This is a genomic window from Bacteroides sp. L10-4 (assembly GCF_013373675.1).
Taxonomy (GTDB): domain Bacteria; phylum Bacteroidota; class Bacteroidia; order Bacteroidales; family Bacteroidaceae; genus Bacteroides; species Bacteroides muris.
On the sequence record NZ_JABXJH010000002.1, the window covers coordinates 112,442 to 134,334 of the forward strand.

Genomic DNA, 21,893 nt, shown 5'->3' on the forward strand with positions numbered 1-21,893 from the left:
TTTCCAATCTCTTGCCCATTAAATGTGCAATATTATGGCAGAGAAGCAAGATATTAGAGAAGACCAAATGACTGTAACCAGCAGCGTGGACTATGTGAGGGGAATGAAAGGTAAAAACAGTGTACTGATAAACCCGAACAATCTCCCTCATCCGAATACAGGAGGACAATTTATTAGTAGCGGTGCGTTAATTAAAGGTAAATGGTACCGTATTGCAGTGGGTAGAGATGGTAGTTATCCTTGTTCTGGAATATTCAATATAGGAAATAGATTCAATAATTACAATCCCTGCACAGTCTTGTTTTACTCTTTTGCGGAAGGTTATTCTAGCCGTTCTTTTATAGCAAAATTAGCTTCCTCCTCAATGCTATCTGTGAGTAAAGCTCGAGTATTATCCGGGAAAGTTCCATTAGTGTCTTACTTGGACATTTATATCAGTGCTAGTCTCGAAAATAGTTTCTATATTTCGGCATCATGTTTGATGAATTTCAAGTTGCAGACTCCGGAAGAAGTCGGCGAAACCATTCCTGAAGGCTACTCAGTAAAGGAAGTCGCTTTCTAATACGGAGCAAATCAAGTCTTCTGTTTTTTTGCCAATCTTCTGCCAGCAGGTAATATAAAAAGCTTACAGGCAGAAGATAGGGAAAGAAATAGAAGGGTACAATAAAGCTGTCAGATTAGGTAAGAGTTACTGACTTCCATCCAGACCATGCAGGTCCTGAATTGGTTCTTAACTTCACCGCTATGTTACTGGGACGTACTTCTAAGGCAATTTGAGCCAAATATAATTTGGTTTTAAATACCAATAGGAAGCCAAAGGATATACCATCTGGAGCATTCGTTACATTTGGACCGGAATATATCTGGTAAATTCCATTCTCTATGAAATTGTCATAATTATCAGAAACGTCTCCTCTATATTGAAACATTTCACTCAACAAATTGCTCTTCTTAATCTTCCCCTGACTACCATCTGCCAGTTCCACATATACATACGGTGCATCCGTTACCACTTGGAACTGATTCATTGCTATATCCTGCTTATCTGCCATATTCTTACATTTAAGGGGCATAATTTCCGGACGGAAATATTACCCGATTTAACATTTTGTTTTTAGTCTCGTTTTGTAAATTATAAATCAAATTTTTCCGTAATATCTGAAGAACTCAAAAGGAGTTCTCACATCAAGATAACCGTCTACCTCTTCGTTAGCTTCCGCTTCCATCTCAAACGCGGAATTGCCGTAAGCCTTATCACCCACATTCACCCAACACCGGTTACGGCATAAGTGATACATGTAGGATATTGCGTACTCCAACCCATACTGAAGGTAGAACCACAACGGGCAAAGTAGATATACCCATAAGTTGAACCCGGCAAACAGCATGATTACCGTCAGTAGCACAGCCGAAGCAATCATACATTCTTCCCATTGGCGCACATGAATCGCCTCATGGTTAAGTGTACTCTGCTTCATCTCCTCCTTGCTTTTCTTGGTGAAGACGAAACATCCCAATGTGATGGTGCTGTAGCCCTGCCACAGCAGCCATTTCGCTAACTTGCTTTCATAAAATACTTTCATATCATCAATCATTAGTAGCACTATCCTTTATATTCATGTCGAACGAATCAAGCAGTGACAGATTGCCGAAGTTTTCCGCGAATTGCTTCATCAAGGTAATCTCCTTGTCAGAATACTCCGTTGCCCCTTCCGACTTGTAAACCTTCATCGCCAGCGCATGGCAAGCCACACCACTACCGTTCAGGTAGATGATGTTGGCGAAACCTTCCCTGCAATCCTGCACAAGCACTTCCTTATGATTGATGGAAGTGTAAATCTCAAATCTTTCAAAATTAATCTTCTTCATATTAGTTTCAATTTGTATATCCGTAAACCCAATCTCTGTTGTGCGCATCATATATGTAGATGTGCCACCGGTTAGTAGCGAAGCTGCCTCCATCACCGGTTATGGAATCTCCTGATGCAGCTGTTACATTCACCTTTTTCTCGTTTCCTGAACACAACCATATCTCCTGACCGTCCTCGCATCCTGCCGGAAGAGTAACCGTTATTTCAGCGGTATTCACCAGTCTCACGACACTGTCCATATTGGTCAATGTCGTGGAAGTGGAAACCCTTCTGAACCTCCGGCGAAATCCGGTAATATGCCCTTTGGGAATATAGAGTGCGCTATTGCCATGAACGTTGCTGTCATCATAGGTTTTGGCCCCTGCTATTGAGATGTACAGCCCTGCCTTGTTATAGGTATAGGATGATGTGCCGGTATCTTCAAAACGTCCCAACACCTGCATATTGGAAGTTGCAGGCATACAGTTCAGCCCGATGCCCACCCATTTGTTAGTGGCACTGAAACCCAAGAACGCAGAGCTGTATCCATCCGCATGCAAGAAAAACTTGGAATTGGAATAAGAGTTGTTTCCGGCACCGCCATCGTATGCGCCCTCAGCGGTGACAATACTGGTACCGGAGATTTTAAAGCCGCCTATCTTACCCGAAATGGCATTGACTTTTCCGATAATATCCACCTCTCCAGTCTCACCATCAATGCTACAAGTGACATTTCCATTCTTATCCCTTGCCAACACATTCTGCACCACCAAATCATCCACATAGATTTCATCGGCACGTATCTTTCTTATTAAAGCCATATCCATAGCCACAAACATATACTGCTGTGCCGCCTCCCAATTAGCATCACCGTCTATCGAGGTAGGTGCGACAGTGACCGACGTACCGTAAGCCCGTACCCGAAACGGGATGGTGCGATTGTTGAATGTGGCCAGTACGATGTCATGGTAATCTTCATTCCAGACATATGTGTTGCCTTTGGCGAAAAAACCTCTCGGACGCGGCTCGCTGGCGTCTCGTCCGCTTGCTCCGTCATAGCTGACACCCACTGATATCTCGGCTATAAAACTGTCATTCCATGCCGAAGCGTCCGCCTGGCTCTGATAACAGCGAACCGAGAAAGTGGAATACCCTGCCGAAGCGTTGACCGTAATCTCGGAAGCCCTCGAAGGCCCTGCGATGGCGCTCCATATCCCGTTGCTGTACCCCCGTGCAGCCAGATATCCGTCCGGATAAGTCAATGTGGCGCTACCAAGCGTCCGCTTGGCATAGACGCGGAAAGCTGAAGGCACCAAAGACCCGGCACTGCTCACCCGTATATTGCTGCATGTACTGATGAGATAGACCATGCCGCCGTCTGATGTCAGTTGTTCCCATTCGTCGGTGTTCACTTCTTCGGTAATAATATAACCGTAGGACTTGCCGCCGTTCTGGGTCTGAGTGATTCGCCTCCCGTCATGAGTTGTCTGAGTCCATAGAGGTGGATTCGACGTCTCAACCTTTGAGAGCCAGGAGCGACTCCCCATCGTACAGATGGTGAGCTTTTTGTATGGAGTATTAGCCGTGCGCCACTCACCGCCAGCCTTGACGGATTCGCCGTCACCGCCCGGTTTTCCAGGATTACCGTCGGTACCGTCCACAACCATGGGTATAGTTTCCCGGTCCACGACCTGCCCACCCACGTAGAACACGAACTGCAGCTGCGTCGTGAAGTTCTTCGGGGAAATGGCCGTGCCGTTCTGTATCTCGACCTCCGAACCACCGTCCTTACTGTATTTCAGCACACCGTCAGTCGTAACAGCTGTACTGCCACCGACCGACTTGGTACGTGTACATGACACGCTTGCCACACTGTAAGTGCCGTCCTTCCGCTTGCTTACCGAAGATACGGAAGGCACCAGTCTATAGAGCACCGCATCACTGCCCGGATTACCGGCACGCACCCCGGCAATGGTGAATACCAGCTCACGGCTTATGTCCGTATCCTGTACCGTAGCCGTAACGGTTATCCTGACCTCTGAACGTGCAGGCATCGAAATGCCGGAAGCCACGGTAAACGCTATCACACCCGTATTGACATTGTAGCTCTCCGTGACACCGGCAGGGGTCACGCATGAGATGGACTTGAGCTGTAGTTTCTTCGTACCATACCACATGCCGACGGTTGTATTGAGCACGGACTGCGAAACAGTCTTTCCCTCGTATGTCAACGCCACACTCTCCATCTCGTTGTCGAAATCGGCTACAATGGCCGACTCGCCGTCAAAGCCCCACTTGGCCCAGATGGCTGCCGGTGAAAACGCACTCCATACACCGTCCTTCTTAGTCCGGCAGCAAGCCCACTCGTATGGCAGGCTCTCGCTGACACCAATCGGGTCATCGTGCCAGCCGGACGGAACATAGTCATCCACCTGCGAGGTGGCTGGCGTGGAAGGTGTTATGTTCTCTGTCGTATGCTTAAAAATCCACTCATAATCCCTGCCGTCACGCCCGTCCTGGCCGTTCTCCACCAGCAGCTCATATTCAGCCGTATTCAAGTCTCCGGTAATGGTATATCCGTAGCTCTTTCCACCGTTCTGCGTCTGCAGGATGCGTCTCCCCTCATTGGTCGTCTGAGTCCACATCGGAGGATTGTCGGTACCACCAGGAGCAATACAGAGGAACACACGTCCGGCCATCCTGGTAATACCCATGTAAGGTATATGCTTACCGGTCTGCCAGTCACCGCAATTGGTGATGCTTGTACCGTCTGCACCCTTGCTGCCAGTCACACAGATGGCGTTCGTTGTGGTGGAAGTACCGTCAGTAAAGACTATCCTTGTCCGGGTCCAGATATACCATCCGTTTTTCCACGCCGGAGAGTCAGTCTGCCACTCGCCTCCGGTTGTGGTGGCCGATGAAGAGGAAAGGTAGTATTCTTCGGTAATGGACCTGATGCCCTTGCCGTCAGCTCCCTGCCCACCACTGATACAAGCCGCTTGTGTGTACTTGACTTCGCCATCAGAATAGACAATCTTCGTCCGCGACCAGATATACTTGCCGGCTTCCCATTCTGGGGAGGTGGTCTGCCAACCGTCCACCGGGGCAATGACATTCGACACCGATATCGCGTATTCCACATCGGTAGACTTGATGCCCTTGCCGCTTTCTCCCTTTGCCGCATATTTCAGCCAGTCGGCATTGCCGTCTGCCGGTTCTGTAGACGTGCCTTTCTCATTGACACATATCCATGAGCTGCCGTTATGCGTCACCTCATCATAATAGGCATACTTCTCACCCTTTTTCCACGTACCTTTAAATAGCGGTACCCGGAAAGCCTCGCCGGTGATGTCATCCACCTGGAATATCTTGCCGGACATGATGACGTGGCGAAAAACAGCCGAGTAGTTGTCGGCCGGAATGCCATGTACGGTACGGCCTTTCTTCTTGCCAATCCACGACATCTCTTGTGCCGGCTCGACATCCCAGGTATTGGCGTGGTCAAAGAAAGTAATGCAGTTGTTGCCATTAACCGTATCAATCAGGATGTACGTCTGCCGTTCCGGGTCCGTAAAGTTACCCGTCTGGGCAAGTACCATAGATTCCCCCGGCTTCCAGTCAGTACCCGGCTTGGGTGTCATGACGAATGTCTTGGCTGTATAGTCTGCGGAGGTCACCCGGAATTTCATCTCCTCGAAACCCTGCAGCTTGCCTTCGGCGTTCTTGGTGACGAAGTAGGTGGTCAGAATGTCATCGACAAACTGGCTCAATCCGTCAGCATCCGTCAAATCCGGGGTTATAGTGTAGCTACCGTCACCGTTGGCACTCCACTCCTTGACCGTACACCCACCTCCGGGAGAGGCACACATCCTGCCTTTGAAATAGGTCACACGGTTATAGGCTACTTCCGGAACAAACAGACGTTTGCGGAAAATGCCCTCTTCCATTTCAAGGATGCCGTTCTTGTCGATGCACCCTCCGGAAATGCCGGTGAGGAATTCGCCGAACTTGACCCAATCTCCGAAGGTCATGGGGAAGGGAGTGCCGTCCTCTTTATCCTTATGCAGAAATATTTTATCTATTTCTTTTAAAATATCCTTTATAATCTGCTTATCCGTATCAGACAATTCCTTCAAGGCATCCGCTATGCGCTTAAAGTTTCGTTCCCACTTTAAGCGAACATCGCGCCCGGTATCATTCGAGCCATTCCAAGGTACTATATTTTCAAACTTGGTATCCATCAGCCCAATTCAAGTTCATTATCATTAAAAGACAGCAATAGAGGCTGCCAGCACACGCCATATTCCATGGTATCCAGATTGATAAAATTCAGCATATAATCAGCAAACCTATTGTTCTCTTTATGGCTCTGCTTACGCAGACGTGCATTGTTCACCGTTATGACCCCATCGCTTTTGCGACGCTCATAACTATAACTCATGAAAGAAAAAGAAAAGCTTTTTCCTTCGGAGGACAACTGCCTCATTTCATCTATTGCCTGGAATACATTCATGCCGCAAAATTATCTGTACCGGTACCATAAAAAAAGGACACTACCTACTGACATTGCCCTCCAGGACTTCGAGCCTTTTTATACCATCCCTCACCTTACGGGAGTCAACCACCAATTCTTTTTTTGCGAGAATTTCGAGCAACTCATTGTTGCGAGCCAACAACCTCACTACCTGCGAGCGTTGTTCCGGTGTCAAGCCAGACAAGACGTTACCTTTGTCGGACGACAATGCCATAGAGTAATCACTCGTATCAACATAACCACCGCCATACTTGCCGCTGCGTGTACGAACCTGCTCCAATATCTGCGTCGTATTGAGCATACGGATAGTCCCGTTTTTCTGTGCAATGTCAAACACATCCAAGAACTGACGCACATGCGGATTGGCCACACCTTCATGGTTGGCCACAAACTCATTCTTATGTACCGGAATAACACCAGCTACATCATCAGGATTGCCGTTCTTGGTATAGCCCTCCACATACTCATCCACATAACCACCGGATTTCAGTCCCTTCGCTTCATCACGCTGCTGCTTGGCAACGGCTAATTGAACAGCACCTTGAGTAGCAGCCGATCCCCCAAGTATAGGGCCAAGTATGGGACCAGCAGTCCACGCAACCATAATTGCTTGTGCAGTTTTAGCTATTACTTGCATTATAGTTGCCGAAAATTCCTTATCAGCATATTTCTTTTTAATCTGGTCAATGGCAGCTTCTTTTTCTTCTTCAAGTTTAGTGGTGTCTTTACCTGCTTTTTGTGCTGCCTTAATTTGTTTATCATATTTCTTTTCAATCTTACTAATTTCCCGATTTTGCATATTGGCTACAAGCTGGCTATATGTAGAAGCCGCATCGCCCATAATGTCAAAAGCCTTACCAACTAATTTCATCCGTTCATCCTCATACTCTTCCTCAATACGGGTCTTCTCAGCCTGATATTCTTCATACGTTATCAAATCGGCATCGTACATTGACTGAAGAATATCGTTTTTCTGAGAAAAGGAAGAAGTGGAATCTATATCCTTGAAACCTTGTTCACGCTGTTTATTCTTGTTTTCCTTGCCATCTGCCAAATCCATATCCTGCAATTTTGCATCAATGGAAGATATATCTTCCCCATAGGCTGCCAACATATCTCTACGTTGCTCCAGGTACCGGCGTTCTAAATCCTTCAGTTGTTCCAAGTAATCAGCTTCCCGCTTGATGTCACCTGCAATATATGCTTGCTTCAATGCTGTCCGTTGTAACTGATATTCTTCGTCAATAGTGGCCAGATTATCAGACTGGGCATTTTTATCGGACTCCTTAGATGCTTCTGTCAACCGGTCTGCTTCTGCAATCATCTTGTCATAAATCTGCCCCTGGATTTCGGACGAGTCCTTGCCATACTCCACCAGTAGAGCTTTCCGGCTCCAGAGATAAGCCATTTCAGCCTTATATTGTTCTTTCTGATATTCCTGCTGTGCCATGCCTTCATTCAGCAGCTTTTCTTTCAGCAGATTTATCTCTGCATTATAGCCCTCTTTCAGCTTCTCTTCACGGGCCTTCAGTTCTTTGTCAAGGCCATTTTCATCTACTCCATTGCTGTTTCCTCCTGGCACCGGATTATCTACTTCTTGTTCGGGCAGCTTTGCAAGAATCGCCTCCAATTCCTTTTTCTTCACAGCATAGCTGCCATATAATTTTAGGCGTTCTTGCAGTTGATGTTTTAACCCACCGATAACCGCCTTTTCCAAAGACTTGTCATCGCCAATCCATTTCATCTTTTCCGCCTTTTGTTCCTGGAACCATTTACGGTGAATCGCCATCTCTTCAGCCATGCGGTCCTTAAGTTCGCTGATGGCTGCTTCAGTCTCGCTCCGTGTACGTTGCTTCTGGTCATCATCCAGCAAATCCAGATTATCGGCTTTGCTTTTTATACCAGCAATACGTCCCATCAGCGTTTCATAGCGCTCCATTTTGGCATTCAAGGCTTCTTGAGCCTCTGTCGCCTCATTGGTCCTGGTTTTGAATATAGCCAGATATGATACGACACCAGCCAATACCGAAGCTACAAGTCCCAACGGATTAGCCTTCAATGTCTTGTTAAACAATGACGCTGCGGCAGTAGCGCCTTTGGTTATAGTGGTCCACAAGCTTTTGGCCATAGTGTCTGCCTTTACGACCAATGTATAGGCAGCAACAGCAGCCGAGGCTGCAACAATGGCCCCCTTGTACTTCCATAAGATGGAAATCATAGTTCCCAGTCCCTTCACCGTCAGACTGCCCGTCGTTATCATGTACTTCATCACCGGCTGGAGCTTTTCGCCCAGTTCCACCCGTATATCTTTGAAGTTATTCTTCGCCTTATCCAGCCCCGCCTGAACCGTATTGTTCTGTACATTGACCTCTTTAATGATGCTGGTACCGTCGCGATACGCATCATTAGCCAATCTTTGCGCTTTACGAATATCATCTATCTTGCCGGCCATCGTGCTGATGACACCAGAAGCCCGGACACCATCCAGCCCCATCTCCTTGAACATAGGTGCCAGCTGGTCAAGTCCTCCTTTCTTATTCAATGTATCCAGGAACTGAAGTATCGCCTCGTTCGCATCCTTTTTGATAAGAGAGGTAAAATCCTCCACGCTCTGCCCTGCAATCTTGGCAAACTTGGCTGGCTCCTGGTACATCTTCATCATCAACGTCTGGAAAGCCGTCGCCGCCATCTCCTGCTGCTGCATGTTCTGGTCAAGTACAGAGGCATATCCCAGAATGTCACCCTGAGAGACCTTCGCCTGATTCGCCGCCCCTGCCACGCGAGCAGTAAATCCTACCAAGTATGCTTCTGCCGCACTGGAGTTCTGTGCTACCTCATTAATGGCGCTACCGGTAGCCAACATCGCCCCACGCAACCCAAGTTTCTGGTCCTCGCCGAACATCTGCGCCAACTTGCCGATGTTCTTCACCGCATCATCCCCCAAATCCTCACCCAGTGCCACATTAATCTTATCGGCCGCATCGACAAACTCCAATACATCCTTCTTCCCGGTAATCCCCAAACGACCAGCATCACCGGCCAGAGCATTCAGCTTCTCACGCGCTGTACGGGTATCCATTTCCTTGAACTCTTCATTCAGTCCCTTGACTTCATCTCGGGTCATACCGGTGTACTTGATAACTTGTGCTTCGGCTTCCTCCATCTCCGCATATTCATCCACACATTTGCGGGCAGTCAAGGCCACCCCGGTAAGAGCCCCGACAACTCCTGCCCCCATAGCTGCATACCTATTAACCCCATCAGCCATTTTGGAAAGAGAAAAACGGGTCTCACGTGCCTGCACCTCCACCTCTCTCATCCGTTGCCTGGTCAGCAGATAATCAGCCCGTAGCGCTTTCCATTTCTCCGTACCGGGAGTGGCATTATCCATCTGTCTCTTGAGGGAAGCCGCAGCCTTGCGCAATTCCGAGTAAGACAATGCAGTCTTTCCAGCCTCTATACGTTGAACGGCGAGCGCAGCATTCAGTTTATCCAGATTCTCTTTCTGCTCCTTGTATTCCGCTGAATTCTCCTTCCCTTCTGCCCGCAATTTCGCCATTTCAGCCTTGACAGCATCAATCTGCCGTTTGGTCTCGTCAAACTTCGCTTTCGCCTCCGAATTATCAATCCGGATTGCCATTCTAAAGTCTTGTATGTTAACCGCCATATCTTTACCTATTAATCCAGGACAAAGGTATCTTCAAGCGTCACCTTGAAAAAGGACATGAAAAAGCCCGGCAATCCATCACGGACTACCAGGCCAGCACTTATGAACAAAAAGTGTTATCCGTCAAGCCAACGGCCATTATCCAGCCACACCCCTCCGTCACGCCAACGGCCATCAGCCAATATCCACCGGACATCAGCCTCAGTATCGCTGATACGGATGGGATAGAACGTACCGGTCCAGGCTCCCTTACGACCGAACGCATCCAATGTGAATTCCATCTCCTTGCAGACATATCGCTTGTTGCGTATCTCAAACACTTGGTAAGCAGCATATACATTCGGGTCATGGCTCTGGACCTTCACCGCTTTGGTGTAGTCAATATCATAGTTAGTCTGATACAGCAACCCGTCAAGCACATTCAGGCACAAACTTGCCCCAATATCGTTTGTCTTGGCATATTGCCACCAAGACTCATCTCTGGATGTATGGTTTTTCGTATATTCATCTATATAAGGAACCGGATATTTCATAGAGACGCCATTGTACACGACACTTAAGCCTTGCAATCCCGTATAGAGTGCCAGGCAGATACCACGTTTTGATTCCGTTTCTTCTCCTCCGCCATTCTGAATTTGCTCTTCAATACTCAGTGCCGGTTCTGTTTTATCCGCATTGCCATTACCGGATAAGGAAGGAAGATAAATCCAAAGAGTAGTGTCCTCTCCCCTTCCTCCACCGCCGTAATAGTTGATTCCAACACTTTGAAAAGCTGTGGGAACCATCTCCAGTTCTACGGTATTGGAAACACCTTCGCGTTCAATGCCGGCAAATCTATCCACCATGACAAACACCGGAGATGAACGTCTTCCATCCTCATCCACCCAGTCACGCAGATACACATATTCCTTGCCATCAGCCTCGTGTGTATAGATAGTATCCGGCTTTTTATGGGATTCGTCACTGAACCATCCCGTAATGCTTCGCATGTCGGTCGGTATATCCTCCGGGATATTCTTTCTCTTCGCCCCTTTTTTAACCGCCTCCGGCAAAACATTCCATCTCCAGAACTCGGAATCCTCCACCTTATATGCTACATTCGAGAAAGCAGGATCTTCAATATCCGGCTCTTCAACCTCCACCTCATACACATCCTCTACATTCTGCACATGTACGGAAGTACCTCCGGTAAAATAGTTCCCTCTCAGCAACAGCCTGGCCGTACGCTTGCGGTTGTCAACCAGAAATGCAGCATTGAACAACCGCTCCACCTGCTCAAGGAAATCCTTCACGCTCCAGCCCGGCAGCATCTTGTTCCACAATACCGTTGGTACCGTATGACAGATATACACATCCTTATATACCGTATTCTCCAATTGGTTCTCCGTCAACCCATATCCGAGTGCCCTCATCAGCTCCTTGATGTAAGCGCACAAATAAGGCTGCGGTGTCACATCGAACATATCATCCGTACCCAAATTCCGGTTATCTGCACTTGCCTCTGCCTTGACACACCACTGGTTGTGTATATTGCCGGTATCCTGGTCAAGTACCGGCACCAGACAATACTCCACTTCCGGATAGGTTTTCTCAATATGGGGAAACATATCCGTCGTCAGTACATCCGTCCGCTTCATTTCCAGAGTTCCAATCAGCAAGTCACCGCCGACAAAATAATTCAGTTCGGAATTGCCGCTCGCAATCTGGAGCGATACCGTATCATCGGTCCAACCGGTAATAATCTCCGTACCGTTGCAATACACTCTATTGTCAGCTACCAATATGGCAGCGCGTTTGGTCTTCACCTCCTGCACGCTGTTCAACCGGTTCAAATGCGCATACAGTTCCGCATTGGTAGCATTAGTCAGCTGCAATGTTATCTCGTAGGTATATTCTCCATTCTTGGTAATCAACGGATTCTCACGCTTCACCTGAATGGAAAAATCCTTCGGAAGTACGGCTTGCACACCGTCAATAAACAATTCAGTCATAATCAACCAAGTTAAGTCCTATACTCATTCCGTTCCAGCCGCCGAACACATCGTACTCCCACTCCACTGTCATACTCTCTGCCCCCTCCACTTCTCCGCAAAAGAAATCCATCTCCCGGAGTTTGGTTTTAAGCAGTTGCATGACCTGCTGGATGCGTGCATAATGCAGCAGTTCCTCTTCGTCGGTCTCCTGACCCGACGGAACCTTCTCAATCAGGAACAGCAACAAGCTATTCCGTTCCCGATAATTATCCTCATTGCCCTGCGACACTGCATCCGGGTAGTTGGCACACAGCATCAACCCCGTACAGTCTCTCAATTGCTTGACAAGATGCTTTTCGCTGACGGCAATCACTGTCCCGTCAATCTTCGTCCGGCTGACCTTATTGACGCGCTCTTTCAGTTCTACCAGCATCTCCCTATATCTCTGTATATTTATCATAGCCCTATCAAATTATTCTGTTCAGGATTCGCCATGGTGAAGCTGAACTCCACCGCCTTCAAAACGCTACGCCTGAAGGAGCGTTCAAACTTCTGTTTCGTAATCACAATAGGCAGCCATTCGCCATCCACGAGAATCTCCACCTCTTGCGCATTCAGCATGTTGTGCCATAATTTATAATCACTCTGCAACATGATGCTGCCGGAGTTGACCGTGTATTCATCAGTAACCTTGACACCGAACTTGCGTTGTACCCCGTACATGGCTGCTGCATCACTCTCATTATTTCCGGTCAGTTTCAGTTCACCGGTAGCCGTTAAAGTCTCAGGCATGTCATACACATTCTTGAAACGGAAACACCATACATCCACATACCTTGTACCATCAACGTAAAACTGCATGGAGCCTCCGAGCATGCCCACCGTATAACTGGCTATGTCCGATTTGGAAAATCCGGGAAGCACAATCTCCGGACTCACATCCACCGTGAAAGGCTCCAAAGAAGATACCGGGAATGACTTGCTCTCCTGGCTGCCGTCATTGAAAAAGGCTGTTATGTCATATCCTCCATTCTGCGGATAACCGCTCACATACTCTTTGGCCCCCATACGTGTCACCTTGGCAGCCACCTCACTCAGTATTCCCGGAGAAGCGGCATCCTTCCGGGTCTGCATCCGGCTGAACATCACGTAGCTCTGCGCGTCTTCTGTCTCGTTGATAAGGAAGGTGAACGTCCCCGAAGCGGTGCTCTGCGGTGCATAGTCCAGGCACCACACGCCCCACAATGCCAATTCGCAGAACTTGCCCAGCCCTCGGATTCGCACCAGGTTGTCGGCATCCGGTACATATTCTTCATCAAGTATCTTTTTACCGCCATATTTTACGGCAAAGGCTATGGTCACATCCGTGTCAATGATGTAGTCCTGCATGGTGGCGCAGAACTCCCGTGCCCTGGGTCTCTGTATTACATTCATAAACGACAATATTTGTTTCTACGGTCATTTTTCGGCAGCAGCTCGTAATCGATCATACTACCGTCACGCGCCCGCTTCATCTCATCTATCCAAGTGGCAGCATCGTCTGCCATCCATCCGGCCACACGCTCCACATCATCGATCGATGCCGGTTCACTTGCATTCATGCCGCTTTCTGCCACAAACCTGCGGATCACTCCCCCCGATATCGCTCCCAAAGACAAGCGACGAAGTGCCATACTCATGGCCAGCAACGCCACCGCCTTGCATGCTGCGAAATGCGCGTCCGTCTCCAGTACCGAGCTTTCTGCAAGCAGTGCCTCCCAACCGGCACCGTATGCCCGCTTCACCGTCAACTGCTGGGCTTCTCTGATGAAAGGCAGAAGCAGCAGGAACATACGCTCACTCTTATTTATCGGGAAATAGGTATCGAAAGAACCCCCATTACGGATTATCAACATCTGAGCAGACTTATACATGTCGCTATCCGTCCACTCTTTCAGTTCCTTGTCATTCAGATAACGAATCAGCACATCTACCGCCTTGTAGTATTCTTCGAGATGTAGCGCGTCATCACGGTCTAACTGCCACTCCCAGGGTAGTTTTTCGCTGCCGTCGGTAGCCACCTTGAACTTGCGCCCGTCATCCTCATGGCTGAGGTCATTCTTCTGATACAGCCGCAATGTGGCCAACAGCGCAATCGGCCGTTGTACCTTGCGTACAATCCCGGTATCAGTACCCTCTTTCTCCGGATTGAGATAATAGTTCTCTGCCAGTTCTATCACCTTGCTACCGACCAACTGCGCCAGTTCTTCAGTAGCCAGCTCTATCTCACCGATAACCTTGGTGAAATCATTGTTAGCGTAATAGTTGGCGGTCAACTCACGCAATTCTTTGGCACCTTGGCCGTTTTTGTTGAATATCATAACATCATTTTTTTAGATTCCTCATCAGTTCGTCTGCCCGCTGCCTATCATCGAGCAACTTCATCATCACACGCAGCAGCATCGTATCATCGGTAGCCCTCACATTGCCGAACACTCCGCTTTCGGCCACAGAAAAGAGTATCGAGTTCATGCCCAGGCTCTGCACATCATTCTGCCGGGTATCCTTGTCCCTTCCACGGGAAAATACCGGTCCGAAACACAGTTCCAGCCCGTCAATGATGAAAGTTCCGGAAAACAAGTATTCACAGAAGTAGGAGAACCAGGCATAAATCCCCCATCTCATCCACACCGGCATGTGCTCCACAAGCCCCATGTATCTGCCCATATATTGCTCACGGAAGGGCTCACGCTCTACACAGCCTTTTTTCTCCACCGGAGGACGATAGAGGATGGCACACAATGCCTGCAAGTCTACCGGATCATGTCCGGCATTATACCTATTGACCGCAGCTACCGCATGACGGAACTCACCAAAAGCCAAATCCGCCCCATGGCTCATCGGGCCGCGCAGATATCGCCATTCCGGTATCAGATTCACGGTCGAGTCATACGCCAGTACCACAGCGTCTCCCTCCATTCTCCACATCCATGCCAATGTCTCGGCCAGATGGTCCACCAGCAGCATATCCTGCACCTTTGAACGGAAGACATATCCCCTATTCTTCAGTACATACGCACACCACTCGCGCTTCACGTCCAGCAAGCTGATGCCCGGTTTCGTCATCAGCTTCTCCCGGTTCTTCAGCAGGTGCAGCCACTCCAACGGCTTCACCTCCTCCCAGCAGTCCGGGAATTCAATATCCTTCTGTCTCATATCTATACTTGTTTTGCCGCTCTGTCCGGCGTCGATACATTCTCTTCCTTGTTGATAACCTTCCGGTAAATACCGAGGAAAATCCCCTTCTTATGCGGGAAATTAATACGGATGGCATCATTGATTGCCTCCAGTACGATATCCTCGGGAATCTGTGTGTCAGCCCCGTAGAATATCTTCAATGCATAGAGCATCTGGCTGCCGCTGTCACTATTGCCGTCAATGATGATGTTGGCCAATGCCGGAGAAAGCCCGAAACCGCTGGTAGTGGAACTGTCCGCGATGCGTGAAATCTTCGCCTGCGCCTCGATGTACTTGTCGATATTCATCTCGATAGGCTCTATCTTCCAGCTCTGGGCATTACCCTCGGCATCCACGAAGTCCACACAGCTGAAGAACTTGCCGGCATTCTTCTTGCCAGCCATCACATTGGCGATGGTTTCGGTCAATTCATCCTTCAGCCGCTCCATTTCCTTCTGAATCTTCGTCTCATCCCAATCCTCGTGCATGGCCATAATCAGCTCATGTTTCTGGTTCCAGTACTCCTGCGGAGAATGCACCACATACGCGGCTGCAATCATGTTCTCATTCAGATGCTTGATGATTTCCGGAAGGTTGTTCGCGTTCTCCAGCCAGGGACCCGACCCATAGAAGCAGGAAATCGCATACATACTGCGGCCAAAGCTCCGCATGCAATGGTATTTAATGGCTGTTTCGTACCGGGTCGGATTCCATTTGTCAAAAGCCGGGTACTTGCGGAACGTGCGACTCTTGAAGGAATCAAAATCACCGGTAAGGTATTCCGTGACATCCTCAAGCCTACGGCTGTCATTCTCCGGCCACACCAAACGGCTTTCTTCGCTGTGCAGTGACTCCAACCGCTGCACCCATGGGCGGCCGATACGCACTCCCCTGCCCATATAATACTTGGTGAAATGCCCGTTCATGTGCGTGTATTCCACTAAATTATCACGTATATACCCTTTGTAGTCCCAGCTATCCAACCATTCCTGAATCTCGGCATCCTCCATCCATTCCTGGATGCGTTCGTTATTCTCAATCTTCACCCGGTAAAGCATCGGCCCCTGACCATACAGCAACCCTACCTTACGGTCCAGAATACCAGGACCCAGGTTGTTCTTCTCCAGCAGGTCACGAATGGCATTCGGCATATTGTTGTCCGGCCCCCATGGAACCACACGTACACCGGCCACCGATACCGGGTCACCATCCCAGTCCTGCGAGCCAGCATTAAAGAACTGACTCATGCTCTGGCTCCAGTTCATGTTAATGGCATATTGCCCGGCAGCCGTATCCACAAAACTGAAACTGCCTATCTTCTTTATCTCACTCATAACTATCTATTGATATAAATTCTCGTTGTATTAATGAACAGCGAACCGCAATAATCCACCACTATCTGCTGAAGTTCCGGTATATGCTGTTCAATCACGGGATTAAACCAAGGTTTCGGCTCCCGGTTCCAATCCTTGTTGCTTTTCTTGGTGATTACCCGTGTACCACCCTCCATATTATATCCACGGCCTACACCCAGATGAACATAAAGCCCATCGGCATTGAATCCGAAGCCGATGCTCGTAATCTCCTCACCTTTGGCCGGCACCTTGCCCCAATGCCGGTAATTCTGCCTGATGGATGCCGAAAGCTTCTTATCTTCATCAATCCATTTCGATACGCTCGCCTGCAACGCCTCGTTCACCTTCTTACCCCAGGCGCGTATCCGACCGTTGAATGCCGCAACCGCTTTCGCATCCTGCTGCCGCTCGAACTGCTGCGTAATGCCGGTATCACCCTCTATCGTGATGTCCAGCGGAAACCTATCAGCCAGCTGGTTCTTCTTGCTCCACCAGCTGCTGCGGTTATTATTTTGCGATAATCGTTCTGCATGTGCTCCCATGCTGCAAAAGTACCCCAGACCACTTATCCGAAAAAGGACACAAAAAAAGAGGTCTCCCGAAGGAAACCTCTCCAACTTCATCACAAAGATGCTGTCAAACAATAACAATGAAATGAAGCTATAATATCTATATAGCTGAAACGGTCAAAGCGTCACAGATAATAATTCTTTTGCAAAAGAATGAAGACCGTTGCAAATTCTCTCTGCCTGTGGTCTGCGTGGGAATGAACGTCGATTCAGATAATTGGAAAGCTGTCTTTGATTAATACCGGTAATTCTTGACATACCAGCTAAAGAGAGGAATTTGGAATAGTACTCCAAAAAGCTCGCCACATCCAATTTAAACTCAATTTCATACTCTCCTTTAATCTGCTCCGGCCAACGCTCCACCGGCAGATTCTTTTTAATGAGACGTATCGCCTCTCGAATATCATCTTTCACAGCTTGTATGCTGTCACCTGCCCCGTAGATGCCATCACAGTTATCCGAATACCCGTCATAGAAATCCTTGCTTTTCTCAATCACCACGATAATTCTTTCCATAACTATTTTTATTTTAAGGAAGTACGGGAATTAAAGCCCGTACTTCTTGATTAACTTATTTGCTATCCCTTTTCCCATCTCTTTTGCTCCATGGTAAGGAACAGGCTCTGTCATTTCACCTTTTTTATTCTTGTAGAAGTAGTGGCTTCCTTCCGCATGGTCGAACTTCCATCCCTTCTTGATGAACATCCGGTGTAGCTCCGTTGATTTCATTGTTCTTAACTTATTGTTTGACTCCACAAAGATAGTGAAATTACCACTATTCACAAACAAATAACAGTATTTTTACCACTATTTATAAAAAAACCGGCTATCCATCACAGACCACCGGCTTCTCAAATGTATAAAAAATGTTTCTTAGAAAATATCCTCTACGGCAAAGTTATCCAGACCGCCATTGGTATCAGTCAGAACATTGCCATTAGTATCTTTACTTGCACGAATATGACGCAGAATATACTCATCCTCACTCATATTGCCATCCAACACCGACCGGGCATCTTTTTGAGAGTAATTGACCAGTGCCTTAATATAATAATCCAGTTCTTTTCCACCAGTATCCGAATACAACACACAGAAATCATCATCCGAAGGTTCTATACCCAATTCAGACCGTATTTCTTCAATCTGTTGGAACAATGGTTTCAACCCTACTGATACCGGAACATCAAGCTGATATTCCATCCGGTATATATTCTTGCTATTCTTTGCAGCTTCATTCATCTCACGCCTCCTTCCTGTTCTTCTGGGATTAAATTTAATAATGCAGTTCGTGCAGCATGTAGTATTGCCAAAAAATCAAGAAGTTCTTTTATCTTATCATCAAAATATTCATTATATTCAAGAAGAAAGCCAATCAAATCAGCTAATTCATCACTAATCAATCTTGCATATCCACCTTGCAAAGAAGCCAATTCCTTTGAAATAGCGTCATTCAACACCACTCCATTTACAACATTATAGCTCATTGCTCACCCCCTTTCCGGCACTTCTTTGCCTTATAAACGCACAATGCAGACACCACAAACAACGGTGGGAAAACAAGCCCGATACAAATAGAGAGGATGGCACCGAAATACCAACGGTCAGAAGAACTGTTAAGCTCACAATCAGGAGCCATGCTACGATAGTAGCGGCGCTGGAGGTTATTAACTTGCTCGGTAAGAGCGTTGACAGATTCGCCCACAGATATGTGTGGAGCAGGTACGGACTGCGTACCGATAGTTAGTTCTTTCATTTTTGTTGAGCAATTAAAATGAAACAATATGTTATTAAAGACGGGAAAGGGAACCTTCTCCAAAAAATCGGAAAAACTTATAAACAAAGAAAGTTCCGCTTTCCCGTTGCTCAACACCTGAATCAGGCTGGGAGGCCATTAAGCACTCCACACGGGGGTCGGAACTATATAGATAACCGATAGGCACAAAAAATGCCAACGGCAATCGGTTGGCGAACATCGTCGCCTGATTCAAATGTTGAGCACTGCAAAGATGGGAGTTTATTTTGAAACAACAAAAGAAAAGCGGAGTTTTTTGCTCCGCTTCCCGTAAAAAATATGTCATAGTTACATACCTTTGTAACCAAATAGCTCACTCAATATTGTTCTTTTTATATCATCATAGGGTTTCTTTATCAGATTTTTATACTGTGCTTCGACATACAAATTTACACCTTCATTTCCTATGTTTGTAACAAGTTTATCTCTACAGGAATCGCTTATATCCAAAATTTTATCATATAATTTTCTATCAACAGCAGACAACAAATTCACAAACTTCTCATTCAATCTCTTAAAATCAGCTTGTATATGAGATTCTATGGCTCTTTTATCTGCTTTCCGTTCATTCAACCCACTTAGATGTGCTTCAAGATTATCGAAAAATTCATATACAAACTTTAAATTATAATCAAGTATAAGAGTTTTGAGTAATGCTATTTTTCTATCAGCTTCCTTGAAATCATCTTCTTTCTTGTTTTTCAGTTTATGTATCGTATAAGCGAACCAAGCATTAAATGCGGCGATAAGAATCATCGCTATTTTATAGACTACATCCAAAATGCCCATCAATGAATATGGTTCTTGTGGCATTTGCTGTGGAACAACAGTCATAACCGTATCCTTAATCATTGTCAAGCTATCAATAATCGCTATATCCATATCCATTACTTATCTAAACCTGTCTTATGTTGAAGAATTCTTTCAATAGCTTCTTCCAACGGACTCTGCAAATCGTAACCATTTGTTTCCAGTTCCAATTTCTGTTCAATAATTGACCTTCCGTTTTTCTCCACTATGTTCCTAAACAATTCTTCCAAAAAAGATGGGGTGATAGAATATATATCTTTAGGTATAATAAGTTTAACCTTATCGTACTGCTCAAACAAGTCATTCAAACGGCTTCTTTCGCGAACGTCTTCTCCACGATCTCTTCCGGTAAACACTTTCGATTTTATGTTGCCGATTTGAGTTCTAAAATCCTCCAAATCAACGATGTTACTTTGTTTATTCATTATTCAAATCATCATCATTAATTAATAACTTTGCAAATATAGCAGTTCCAGGAAAATAGTAAGGTACTGCGCGAACATATTTTCGATCTGGAATATCCGTTAATTTTCCTGATTCATTAAAAGATATAATTCCTCGCGGCACTCCATTTTCATCTTGTACATCTACCAATTTATAGGTTCCGTCAAAATCTATTCTTGTATTGCCAGACAAGAGATACATTCGCGAAATATCATCAGCTTTATCATCGCCCTTCAACTTAAAAAAGCTGTTTATAAATTGAATTGTACCATTTCCTCTCTTACACACATCCTTGGGGATACAACTAACCCCTTCTTGTAATGAATATAATGTCCATAATGTTTCTTCCGTAAATGAGTTTCTATTAAACCAACTATGAGACTGAAAGTTATCGGATAAATCTTTCATTTTTTTCAAGCAGTCAGAATTCACAGGAATGCCTTCATCTGGATATTTGAATTTCTCATAAATAGTTTGTCCAAAGTTCAATATCACTAAGTTTAACATCCCAAAATGTCTGTTATCTTCTGTGCATTCCTCAAAATATCCAATCAAGTATCTATATCTCAACGACGAATGTTCTTCTGCATTTATCAAAGTCTCACCTACTACATAGCCCAAATCTTTCATCGCTTCTCTATTCAGTGATTTTTTCACCCTGCTTAAACAGCTATTTACATAGTCAAGCAATGTAGTAGTGTCTATTTCTTTTTGAGCTAAAAGACTTGAATGACTCAAGTTCTTTCCATCAAAACGTTTTAACCTATATGGAATAATATCTCTATACAGAATTTGTCTGTTAAGCAATACCGCAGGAGAACCTACGGAATTGAGTAATCTTCTTACCGAACTGTTGTTCATATTCTTACCGCCAATGGAAGCAAGCCTCACATACTTATCGTATATATTTGCTTTTTTGCAGTTTTCTATAAAACAATCTATTTCCAATAAGATGGCATCCAAAAAGATTTGTGTTACTAAATCCGTCTCCTGACAATTTCTATAATCAATCCATAAATCATCACACGTTTGATAAACAAATGCCGATATTATTTGTTTCAGAAAAAGAAAACTTTCTTTTTCATTTTTGATAATAGAGAAACAACTCGGCACATCAAAGGTTCGTACTTTTTTAAATTTTTCTTTCTCTAAGTTCTTTACATAGAAAGGACTCTTTTCATTTTGAGTAAGATATGACAGATTCCGAGGCATAAAATAGAGCAAAGCATCTTCATAAGAATGAATTAGTTTTGCAATTTCCCTATATTTTCTGTTATTCTCTAATGTAAAACTTCTCTGTTTTTTCCTCTTATTTCTCTTATTTTGGCTTTTTATTCTTCTCCTAAAACGTCTTAGTGTCAGATATATGCTTACTTTGTTATTTGCCATATCGATTCTGATATATGGCGAATCCCTTATCATCGCATGCCCAAAGGTAATAGTGAAACCTTAATCCGGCTTTACGGATTACGCGATGAAAAGGGATTCATTTTCTATATTAAAATTGGGCACTACAAACATCGGGATAATATTTTGAAAAAACAAAGCAAACGTGCAAAATCACCCACATTTTGCACACGAAATTCGTTTCATGTGCAAAAAGCAACTGTTTTCGCACATACCCCCTCCGTGGTTGAAGGAACGGTAACACGACCAGCCATTCCGCTTTTCGGGCCCCATTCC

General features: G+C 46.1%; 22 protein-coding genes. 1 reads left to right on the forward strand and 21 read right to left on the reverse strand.

What is annotated here, in order from left to right:
* Positions 1-34 precede the first annotated feature (34 nt).
* A complete protein-coding gene (locus HU824_RS01445) occupies positions 35-562 on the forward strand; it encodes a hypothetical protein (protein WP_176467829.1) in 528 nt (175 codons plus the stop codon).
* 115 nt (positions 563-677) lie between these two features.
* Here HU824_RS01445 and HU824_RS01450 read toward each other — a convergent pair whose 3' ends face one another.
* The 21 genes from HU824_RS01450 to HU824_RS01550 form a co-directional block, all read right to left on the reverse strand.
* On the reverse strand, positions 678-1,052 hold the full coding sequence (locus HU824_RS01450) for a pyocin knob domain-containing protein (protein ID WP_176467830.1): 375 nt from the start codon (positions 1,050-1,052) through the stop codon (positions 678-680).
* 87 nt (positions 1,053-1,139) lie between these two features.
* Positions 1,140-1,583 (reverse strand): hypothetical protein, encoded by a 444-nt coding sequence (locus tag HU824_RS01455; RefSeq protein WP_176467831.1) that lies wholly within the window; start codon positions 1,581-1,583, stop codon positions 1,140-1,142.
* Positions 1,584-1,587: 4 nt separating this feature from the next.
* On the reverse strand, positions 1,588-1,869 hold the full coding sequence (locus HU824_RS01460; protein WP_176467832.1) for a hypothetical protein: 282 nt from the start codon (positions 1,867-1,869) through the stop codon (positions 1,588-1,590).
* Between the two features lie 7 nt (positions 1,870-1,876).
* Entirely contained in the window at positions 1,877-6,091 is a 4,215-nt protein-coding gene (locus HU824_RS01465) for a hypothetical protein (protein WP_255260434.1), read from the reverse strand.
* Positions 6,091-6,363, reverse strand: coding sequence for a hypothetical protein (locus tag HU824_RS01470; protein ID WP_176467833.1), 273 nt, complete (start codon positions 6,361-6,363; stop codon positions 6,091-6,093). Before HU824_RS01470 ends, HU824_RS01465 begins: the two co-directional genes overlap by 1 nt.
* 40 nt (positions 6,364-6,403) lie before the next feature.
* A complete protein-coding gene (locus HU824_RS01475) occupies positions 6,404-10,051 on the reverse strand; it encodes a phage tail tape measure protein (RefSeq protein WP_176467834.1) in 3,648 nt (1,215 codons plus the stop codon).
* A gap of 116 nt (positions 10,052-10,167) precedes the next feature.
* Complete coding sequence (locus HU824_RS01480) at positions 10,168-12,042, reverse strand: hypothetical protein (RefSeq protein WP_176467835.1); 1,875 nt, start codon at positions 12,040-12,042, stop codon at positions 10,168-10,170.
* Positions 12,035-12,484 (reverse strand): hypothetical protein, encoded by a 450-nt coding sequence (locus HU824_RS01485; protein ID WP_176467836.1) that lies wholly within the window; start codon positions 12,482-12,484, stop codon positions 12,035-12,037. The genes HU824_RS01480 and HU824_RS01485 overlap by 8 nt, the downstream gene beginning before the upstream one ends.
* On the reverse strand, positions 12,481-13,458 hold the full coding sequence (locus tag HU824_RS01490) for a hypothetical protein (RefSeq protein WP_176467837.1): 978 nt from the start codon (positions 13,456-13,458) through the stop codon (positions 12,481-12,483). Before HU824_RS01490 ends, HU824_RS01485 begins: the two co-directional genes overlap by 4 nt.
* A complete protein-coding gene (locus HU824_RS01495) occupies positions 13,455-14,384 on the reverse strand; it encodes a DUF6712 family protein (RefSeq protein ID WP_176467838.1) in 930 nt (309 codons plus the stop codon). Before HU824_RS01495 ends, HU824_RS01490 begins: the two co-directional genes overlap by 4 nt.
* Positions 14,385-14,388: 4 nt before the next feature.
* On the reverse strand, positions 14,389-15,219 hold the full coding sequence (locus tag HU824_RS01500) for a hypothetical protein (protein WP_176467839.1): 831 nt from the start codon (positions 15,217-15,219) through the stop codon (positions 14,389-14,391).
* A 2-nt stretch (positions 15,220-15,221) separates the two neighbouring features.
* Positions 15,222-16,574, reverse strand: a complete 1,353-nt coding sequence (locus HU824_RS01505; RefSeq protein ID WP_176467840.1) for a hypothetical protein — start codon at positions 16,572-16,574, stop codon at positions 15,222-15,224.
* Between the two features lie 2 nt (positions 16,575-16,576).
* On the reverse strand, positions 16,577-17,137 hold the full coding sequence (locus HU824_RS01510; protein ID WP_176467841.1) for a hypothetical protein: 561 nt from the start codon (positions 17,135-17,137) through the stop codon (positions 16,577-16,579).
* Between the two features lie 144 nt (positions 17,138-17,281).
* Positions 17,282-17,680, reverse strand: a complete 399-nt coding sequence (locus HU824_RS01515) for a type II toxin-antitoxin system HicB family antitoxin (RefSeq protein WP_176467842.1) — start codon at positions 17,678-17,680, stop codon at positions 17,282-17,284.
* 30 nt (positions 17,681-17,710) lie between these two features.
* Complete coding sequence (locus HU824_RS01520) at positions 17,711-17,893, reverse strand: type II toxin-antitoxin system HicA family toxin (protein ID WP_176467843.1); 183 nt, start codon at positions 17,891-17,893, stop codon at positions 17,711-17,713.
* A gap of 144 nt (positions 17,894-18,037) precedes the next feature.
* Complete coding sequence (locus tag HU824_RS01525; protein WP_176467844.1) at positions 18,038-18,403, reverse strand: hypothetical protein; 366 nt, start codon at positions 18,401-18,403, stop codon at positions 18,038-18,040.
* Complete coding sequence (locus HU824_RS01530; protein WP_176467845.1) at positions 18,400-18,648, reverse strand: hypothetical protein; 249 nt, start codon at positions 18,646-18,648, stop codon at positions 18,400-18,402. Before HU824_RS01530 ends, HU824_RS01525 begins: the two co-directional genes overlap by 4 nt.
* Positions 18,645-18,917, reverse strand: a complete 273-nt coding sequence (locus HU824_RS01535) for a hypothetical protein (RefSeq protein WP_176467846.1) — start codon at positions 18,915-18,917, stop codon at positions 18,645-18,647. The genes HU824_RS01530 and HU824_RS01535 overlap by 4 nt, the downstream gene beginning before the upstream one ends.
* 327 nt (positions 18,918-19,244) lie before the next feature.
* Positions 19,245-19,838 carry a hypothetical protein gene (locus tag HU824_RS01540; protein ID WP_176467847.1) on the reverse strand — a complete coding sequence of 198 codons (594 nt, stop codon included), beginning with the start codon at positions 19,836-19,838 and terminating at the stop codon, positions 19,245-19,247.
* A gap of 5 nt (positions 19,839-19,843) precedes the next feature.
* A complete protein-coding gene (locus tag HU824_RS01545; protein WP_138301224.1) occupies positions 19,844-20,191 on the reverse strand; it encodes an STAS-like domain-containing protein in 348 nt (115 codons plus the stop codon).
* Positions 20,184-21,599 carry a hypothetical protein gene (locus HU824_RS01550; protein ID WP_138301225.1) on the reverse strand — a complete coding sequence of 472 codons (1,416 nt, stop codon included), beginning with the start codon at positions 21,597-21,599 and terminating at the stop codon, positions 20,184-20,186. The genes HU824_RS01545 and HU824_RS01550 overlap by 8 nt, the downstream gene beginning before the upstream one ends.
* Positions 21,600-21,893 lie beyond the last annotated feature (294 nt).